This is a genomic window from Aestuariibacter sp. GS-14, assembly GCF_006494365.1.
Classification (GTDB): domain Bacteria; phylum Pseudomonadota; class Gammaproteobacteria; order Enterobacterales; family Alteromonadaceae; genus Alteromonas; species Alteromonas mangrovi.
The window spans coordinates 43,194-50,328 of sequence record NZ_VHIP01000021.1 but is presented as its reverse complement, the minus strand read 5'-3'; the positions used below and the strand labels follow the sequence as shown (position 1 = coordinate 50,328).

General features: G+C 48.4%; 7 protein-coding genes. 2 read left to right on the top strand and 5 right to left on the bottom strand.

The genetic code is table 11. The features are described 5' to 3' along the window. The first annotated feature begins 152 nt into the window (after positions 1–152). On the top strand, positions 153–752 hold the full coding sequence (locus FJ444_RS20330; protein WP_140961618.1) for a YigZ family protein: 600 nt from the start codon (positions 153–155) through the stop codon (positions 750–752). Positions 753–777: 25 nt separating this feature from the next. Here FJ444_RS20330 and FJ444_RS20325 read toward each other — a convergent pair whose 3' ends face one another. The 3 genes from FJ444_RS20325 to FJ444_RS20315 all read right to left on the bottom strand — a co-directional run bounded on the left by FJ444_RS20325 (position 778) and on the right by FJ444_RS20315 (position 3,081). After that, complete coding sequence (locus FJ444_RS20325; protein ID WP_140961616.1) at positions 778–1,245, bottom strand: hypothetical protein; 468 nt, start codon at positions 1,243–1,245, stop codon at positions 778–780. Positions 1,246–1,267: 22 nt separating this feature from the next. Beyond that, the gene (locus tag FJ444_RS20320) at positions 1,268–1,918 is read right to left on the bottom strand and encodes a hemolysin III family protein (RefSeq protein ID WP_370298078.1); all 651 of its coding nucleotides are present in this window, start codon (positions 1,916–1,918) and stop codon (positions 1,268–1,270) included. Positions 1,919–2,655: 737 nt separating this feature from the next. Further along, positions 2,656–3,081: an organic hydroperoxide resistance protein gene (locus FJ444_RS20315; protein WP_140961612.1), complete on the bottom strand. Its 426-nt coding sequence runs from the start codon at positions 3,079–3,081 to the stop codon at positions 2,656–2,658. A 141-nt stretch (positions 3,082–3,222) separates the two neighbouring features. Between FJ444_RS20315 and FJ444_RS20310 the strand changes: the two genes are divergently transcribed. Beyond that, on the top strand, positions 3,223–3,675 hold the full coding sequence (locus FJ444_RS20310) for a MarR family winged helix-turn-helix transcriptional regulator (RefSeq protein WP_140961610.1): 453 nt from the start codon (positions 3,223–3,225) through the stop codon (positions 3,673–3,675). A 7-nt stretch (positions 3,676–3,682) separates the two neighbouring features. Here the strand turns inward: FJ444_RS20310 and FJ444_RS20305 are convergent, their stop codons facing one another. Together FJ444_RS20305 and FJ444_RS20300 are read right to left on the bottom strand one after the other, a co-directional pair. Further along, the gene (locus FJ444_RS20305) at positions 3,683–6,577 is read right to left on the bottom strand and encodes a CHAT domain-containing protein (protein ID WP_140961608.1); all 2,895 of its coding nucleotides are present in this window, start codon (positions 6,575–6,577) and stop codon (positions 3,683–3,685) included. 71 nt (positions 6,578–6,648) lie between these two features. Continuing rightward, the gene (locus FJ444_RS20300) at positions 6,649–7,134 is read right to left on the bottom strand and encodes a hypothetical protein (RefSeq protein ID WP_140961606.1); all 486 of its coding nucleotides are present in this window, start codon (positions 7,132–7,134) and stop codon (positions 6,649–6,651) included. Position 7,135: the final 1 nt, after the last annotated feature.

The following is a 7,135-nucleotide window of genomic DNA, read 5'->3' as shown; positions in this document are numbered from 1 at the left end:
CACCCCGGGCTTGACCCGGGGCCTACTCTAACAGACCGAGATCTAAATAATCGCAACCCCAGGGCCTACGCAAACAAACTACAGATTTGGCTTATTACCCATAGCGGCCACACATTCCGCACCGCGCCAAAAGCGTGTACACTACGCCCACTATGTCATATCCCGTTCCAGACACTCCCTTAGAAGTACTCTTTGAAGTAAAAAAGAGTAAGTTCTTTGCCTTTGCGGCATACACACCAGACCGCGAAACGGCTATGCAATACCTTGCCGGTAAACGCGAGCAATACCCCGACGCGCGCCATCATTGCTGGGCTTACTTACTAGGCAATCCGCACTCACCGGCGAGTGCCGCAATGTCTGACGACGGCGAACCCAGCGGCACAGCAGGCAAGCCCATATTAAACGTGCTACAACACAAAGGCGTGGGCGATATCACCATCATTGTAACGCGCTACTTTGGCGGGATTAAACTGGGAGCAGGCGGATTGGTGCGGGCTTATTCGTCAGCCGCCCAGCAGGTAATGGAAAACCTAACGGTAAAAGAGCAGGTTACCCTGAGCAAGGTACTGGTTAGGGCTGATTTTCGTCACGAACAATTTGTGCGCTATGTGGTTAACGAACATCAGGGAGTAGTAGACCACTGCGAATATGCCAATGAAGTAACCATGCACATTGCGCTGCCTGCACCGGCCATTAGCCCACTCACACAACTGTGCAATGGTCAGGGCATTCAGGTTACAGTGCCGGAATAACCCACCATAGAATCTTTTTGTTCGTTCAAACAATCGCTGCAGCTTGTTGCAGTTCCCGGCGCGAAAGCTGATTGGCTTTGTCGGCTCCGAAACTATGTACAATAGCGTAGGCGCTACTGGCGGGTATTTTAAGGTAAATACATAACGCGTAAAGGAACAGCCTACAACGCTCGCAGGTGCCGTCACAATGCAGATACACCCGGCCGCCCTCTTTTAATGTTTGCGCCACTTCCAGTAAATACTGTTGTAAAAACGCTTTTTCCGTGTCGTTTTGTACAAAAATATCGGATACGTTAAATGGCAACCACAACCAATGCATAGCTGCGGCGGTAACGTCTGCTTTTAGTTCAGGTTTGTTTTCTTCTGATGTTTGAATAGTGGCAATATGCGTAACGCCCTGTTTTCGCAACGCGTGCATATAGTCAGCAGTGGGTCTGGCTCCCAGGGTGATTTTACCCGCTCCAACGGCAAACCAGCTCAATGATGTAGACATAACTACCTGTCAGGTAATGGCTCTACACCACATAATAGTAAATTGAAAAGTAATGGCAACTGCAACCGCCAATTACGAACAAATGCCAAATGGCATGTGTAAACTTTTTCGACTTAGCTACGTAAAACAACACACCAATACTAAAACACAACCCACCAGCTACAATCAACCACAGACCAGAACCAGGAAGTGCCTGGTACAACGGGTAAATTAGCGCCAGCGCAATCCAGCCCATTACCAGATAGGTCATTACCGACACTTTGGGAAAACGGTGTTTGGCAATCAGCTTAAACGCCACGCCACCCAACGCCAGCAGCCAAATGCCAATGGTTGCTGCAATACCCAGTGTGCCGCCAATGGCAACCAGGGTTAAAGGTGTGTAGGTTCCCGCGATCAATAAATATATGGCACTGTGATCGAACAACTTCAGCACGCCTTTGGCCTGCTGATGGGTAACCGCATGGTAAATGGTAGATGCCAGAAACATAAAAATAAGCGTGCCGCCATAAATCGCGGATGCCGTAATACTCACGGACGATTCTGCCCGCAACAGCATAAACACCAACCCCACAATCGCCGCAACAAAGCCCAGCCCATGGCTGATACTGTTCATCCATTCTTCCAGTACTGAGTACGCGCGGTGTTTTAGGGTTGTCATAACTGCTCCGACCATTCAATAAGTACAGTGTAATAACTCAGCGTACACTTGTACACCGTAACTGTTGCAGTTTCGTGGCAAATAATCATTGAGTATTGAAAAACCGAAGGATTTAGATCCTCCGTCATCCCAGGCTTGACCCGGGGTCTACTCAAATAACGTACCGAAGCCAAACAAGATCCCCGCCTTCGCGGGGATGACGGTAAGGAGGACGGGGGTGACGATAAGCATTACGCGGGGATGACGAAAAGGACGCGGCGATGACTCCCCTTCTCGTCACCCCGGGCTTGACCCGGGACCTACTCAAACAGGCCGGGATCTTAATTAACGTCACCCCGGGCTTGACCCGGGGTCTACTCAAATAACGTACCGATGCCAAACAAGATCCCCTGTCATCCCGGGCTTGACCCGGGACCTACTCAAACAGGCCGGGATCTTAATTAACGTCACCCCGGGCTTGACCCGGGGTCTACTCAAATAACGTACCGAAGCCAAACAAGATCCCCGCCTTCGCGGGGATGACGGTAGGAGGACGGGGATGACGGTAAGGAGGATGGGGCGATGACGAAAAGGTGGACGAGGGGATGACTTGTTAGAAAGCGGGGATGACAAAAAGGAAATGCGGAGGACAAAAAGGAAATGCGGAGGACGAAAAAGGAAGCGCGGATGCTCCCCTTCCTGTCACCCCGGGCTCGCCCCGGGGTCTACCTAAACAGCGTACCGGGGCTGAAAGAGAGAATCAACCAAACGGCTTATACCACGTCGAAGGTTACTTCTACGTTGCCGCGAGTCGCATTTGAGTAAGGACACACTACGTGGGCTTTCTCTACCAGCGCTTGCTTATCGGTATCCACATCGCCCAAATCAACGATAAGTTTAACCGCAATCGCAAAGCCTGTAGGAATAGGGCCGATGCCCACTTCGCCGGTTACTTTAATATCGGCAGGCAGCTTCACTTTTTCCTGACCAGCCACAAACTTAAGCGCACCAATAAAACACGCTGCGTAACCAGCAGCAAACATCTGCTCTGGGTTGGTACCCTTACCATCGTCACCACCCAAGCCCTTTGGAACCGACAAACCGGCTGCTAAGCGCCCGTCATCAGATGCCACTTTTCCATCGCGACCACCTGTGGCTGTTGCCACACCTGTATATAACACTTGATCTAATTTATGCATAACATGTCCTCTTGGTTGTGATTTACATTTCCCTCCGAAGCTTCAGAGGGAACAGATACTTTGTATGCAAAATAAAATAACAAAGCAATGATTGCCTTGCAACTACTTTGTATGCAAAATATAAAACAGAGGTAGTCAGGCATGCATGAACACGACTTATTAAAACTTGAGAACCAGCTTTGTCATCGATTTTACAGCGTGTCGAACGCGTTTACCCGCGCCTACCGGCCGCTGTTAAAATCACTGGATATTACTTATCCGCAGTATCTGGTAATGATGGCAATGTGGGAACAAGACAAGCAAACCATCTCGCAACTTGTAGAAAAGTGCCGGATTGACGCAGGTGCGCTTACCTTAATCCTGCAAAAACTGTCGCAGAAGGATTTTGTTGAAATTACCCCTTCGTCACATGATAAACGGGTAAAAGTAGTAGCGTTAACGCCTAAAGGGCATGCCACAAAAGACGACGCATTGGCCGTGCCCAAACAGCTTTTGTGTCAGTTACAAAACCTGGATGCAGCAGAAATGAACCAGCTTAAAACCCTGATCGACAAGCTGTACTGTGAGTTAACCGGTCCTACAGGTAACGATTAAAACGAGCTTACAGGTGGCGCTGGGTAAGTTCGTACCCTGCCCAGTAAAATGGATGCCGGTAGCGAGGCTGGCTGCGCATATCTTGCATGGTATTGATCAGCGCTTTATTGGTATCGCCGGTGCGTAAATACGCTTCGTAATACGCGCTGGCAAACGTTAAAGACGCCCTGTCAGCTACTTCCCAAAGGGTTGAGACCACTTTTTTCGCCCCGCCAATTAAGAATGCCCGGCTAATGCTCATGGTATTGGAGCCCGTGAAATGACGGCCCTGTGCCGTGGCACACCCGTTTAAAAATACGAGCTCATTAGAAAACTGCTGATTGCGGATTTCAAATTCGCTAATAAATGCCGATCCCATTGAGCTTTGCGCCTGTGCGTTCAATACCAAGCCTACATACTGAGGTTTGAACGGATCGTAAATATGGTGCGCGGCTATGTGTAACACGGCAGAGGTTCTGGCTTCTTCTGAAAACAGTGCATCTCTGCTGGCTGACTCCCCCACCAAGGCACGGGCATCCGATGCCTCAAATAAACCGGTAATTTTCTCAGCTTCAATTGCCGACCACGGCAAAGGTTGTAAATCAGCCATCCAAACAGGCATAGACTGCGAGCTATTTACCATAAGTTCTGGCACCGACAACAATCGGAACGCAGGCCGATTTTGCTGAACGTCGTTTATTTGCGGCGTAGCGAGCGACAGCACCTTAATCACCGATTCAGGCGGCTGCCGTAAACTGAGCGCCAGACCGTTCACTGGCATGTCCTGAAACACCTGATTAGTTACCACGTACCACATGGGCCTGCTGCCCGCAGTCAGCTTTTGCGGAAAAATCCGCTCCGCCAGTAATCTGAGTGCGCTGTCTTCTATGGGTTGTCGCTGGCTAATGGCGCTGTGCATGTTGCGAAGCACCTGTTGTAGCTCAGATAAATCCCCTAACGAGGCCGTTTCAACGCTATCTTGTGTTACACCAAAAACATAGCCGGTTGTTTCTGCAGCCACATAAAACCACAGTTGTTCGGATGGTTTCAGCCTGGCCTGCACCGCCTCAATGCTTACAGATTCAGGTAAGTCCGCACTGCCATATTCAACCGCAGACGTAGCGGGCAAACCCTGTTTTGCATAGGCCAGGCGCTCTAAATCCCAAACGATGTGATGCGTTAAACTCGCCTGTGCAGAATTGCTATCGAGTACCTCGGCCTGTAGCTCGCTCACATGTGTAAGATCGCGCCCACCGTAAGTATTCAATGTGTTGGTTACGCCGTTGGTTAACTGATTTAGCTGCATACTAATTTGCAGCACTTTACGGGTATTTTCGGCCTGCTGGGTTTGCATTAGATGTTCAAACCACAATTGATAAAATCCGAAAATTTGATTTTGAAGTGCAGGAGCCATTTCCCCAGCATCCAGTTTGCTCAGCAAGCTATAAATAAACTGGTGAGTATTTTCAGCAAAGTCTGCAGCAACAGGTGAAAACGTCTTTAAGCTTAAGAATCGAAATTTAAGCAACCGGGCCTGAACAAGAAGTGCTGGAGAAGCGCCAGATTCCAGGCTTTGCATTGCGCTAAACACCCTGTTTGCTAAATCGAGCTGTGCGTGTTCAAGGGCAAACTCAGCTAACTGAATGTGCCCGGTTATTTTCAGATTATCGTAACCACTGATAGCAACTTCTTTTTCCAGCCTATCCAGCAAAAGCAACTGTTTCTGCGAGTCGAACACTCCCGATTTAATCTGACTGACCAGGCTCAGGATACGATCTCCCGAAGACCCGGATTCGTCATTCAACAGCCTGGCACAAGCTGGCAGGTAGGCAGATATTTCGTCGGTTCTTTGCGTCTCTACTGCTATGTGGGTAAGCAAGCACTGTATACGGGCATACTTTGCTTCATTGCTGTTTTGAGCAATGGAGGCGGCGTTAAGCAGAAAAACACGCGATTTTTCGTATAAGCCCACATTAAAATAATTAATACCAAGCAGATGATAAATGTGATTTTCCAAATCTGGATCGGGTTGAGATTGCAATAACTCCAATGCCGAAAGCAAGCTGATCTCTGCATGGTGATAGTCAAACAACTGGGTGTATAACCAGGCAAGGTTCGACAGCACTATCAGTTGTTGTTTCAGTAGTGCACCGTTGCGTATCCCATGTGATGATGTTGCTATATGAAGCGCCTGTTTCTCTGTATTTAACGCATTGCGCAACAGTTCACTTTTGTAGTCTGGTTGTAGCCTCGACTCGGCTATGTAAAAAAAGCTCTGGGTATCGTAAAGGTTAACCAACGCAGGTAAAACAATGGCGGTAACAGGTATCTCTCTTTCAAGTTCAAAGGCCTCTGCGAGTAACGTTTCAGCATCCCGCAACCGTTCTTGGTGAATTGCCAGTTCAGCCATGAGTATCGATAACTTCAACGCCATTGGCGCACAGGCATCCCTATCCCAGGTTTGAAGTGAAGACAGATATTCATCGGCCTTGTCCAACTGGCCTTGCAATAACGCGATCTCGGCCAGAATAAGTGCGGCTTCAACTGTTGCTTCAGACTTAGTATCACCACTTAATTCGGTAATAACACGTTCAGCATCCGGGTACTGATATAAATTAAAATGCATCCAAACCAAAGTGGCAGCAAGGATCTGCGAAGAATGGGGATCGGCCTTTTGGTTTAGCCAGTGGTTTAACCTTAATGCTGCGGCCTGTTGAGCCGCCGGAACACCGCTACTCCAGTCTGCGGCTATTTGTTCCAGTAAAACAAATTCAAGGCCAGATAGGGGAACACTGCTAATTTCCGTGCGATGCGTTTCGCATTGCTCTAAGGTGATATTATTTCTGGTAAAAATCAGGTTAGAAAATCCATAAGGACCAGGTAAAACAAACTCTGTCGACGCCGAGGGAGTACTAATAATCAAAAGGATTATCAGTAAACCCGAAAAATTACAGAATTTGCTCACCTACGCCCCACTTATCAATTTAACCTGTGTTAGATTTCGCAGCGCCAGAACGGTGCTACCGGCGTGTCATCTGTTGCCGATTTAGCGGTATCAACTTTGGCAACTTTCTCTCTGGCCTCAATGCATTTTTTCACTAAACCAGGAGGCATATCCAGCGCAATCGTCTCGTTTTCCTTTTGCGCAGCCCAGTGCTTGTGATCAGACCAATAGTAATCGTGCTGCATTAAGCGCACACCGGCTTCCTGCTTTAATGAAATCACGTCTAACAGCAATTCGTCATCCGCTTCTTTTACGGTGTAAAACAACTCTTCATTGTTATGTTTTACCGGGTAATACACCATCATATAGGGCTCGCTGGCCTGTGGCATTACCGTTATTACCACTATGTTTTCTTTTGGCAGGTACTTAGCCAGTAACCGATCTCCCTGAACAGGCAAATAGCCGGCATGTGTATAGGATCCACCGTTTCCCTGGCCGCTTACACTCCAGTAACCATCGTAATCACTATGACTCATT

Coding starts and splice junctions, on each gene's coding strand:
- FJ444_RS20300 (WP_140961606.1), bottom strand. CDS start 7,134: ATGAGTCATAGTGATTACGATGGTTACTGGAGTGTAAGCGGCCAGGGA.
- FJ444_RS20310 (WP_140961610.1), top strand. CDS start 3,223: ATGCATGAACACGACTTATTAAAACTTGAGAACCAGCTTTGTCATCGA.
- FJ444_RS20320 (WP_370298078.1), bottom strand. CDS start 1,918: ATGGTCGGAGCAGTTATGACAACCCTAAAACACCGCGCGTACTCAGTA.
- FJ444_RS20330 (WP_140961618.1), top strand. CDS start 153: ATGTCATATCCCGTTCCAGACACTCCCTTAGAAGTACTCTTTGAAGTA.
- FJ444_RS20325 (WP_140961616.1), bottom strand. CDS start 1,245: ATGTCTACATCATTGAGCTGGTTTGCCGTTGGAGCGGGTAAAATCACC.
- FJ444_RS20315 (WP_140961612.1), bottom strand. CDS start 3,081: ATGCATAAATTAGATCAAGTGTTATATACAGGTGTGGCAACAGCCACA.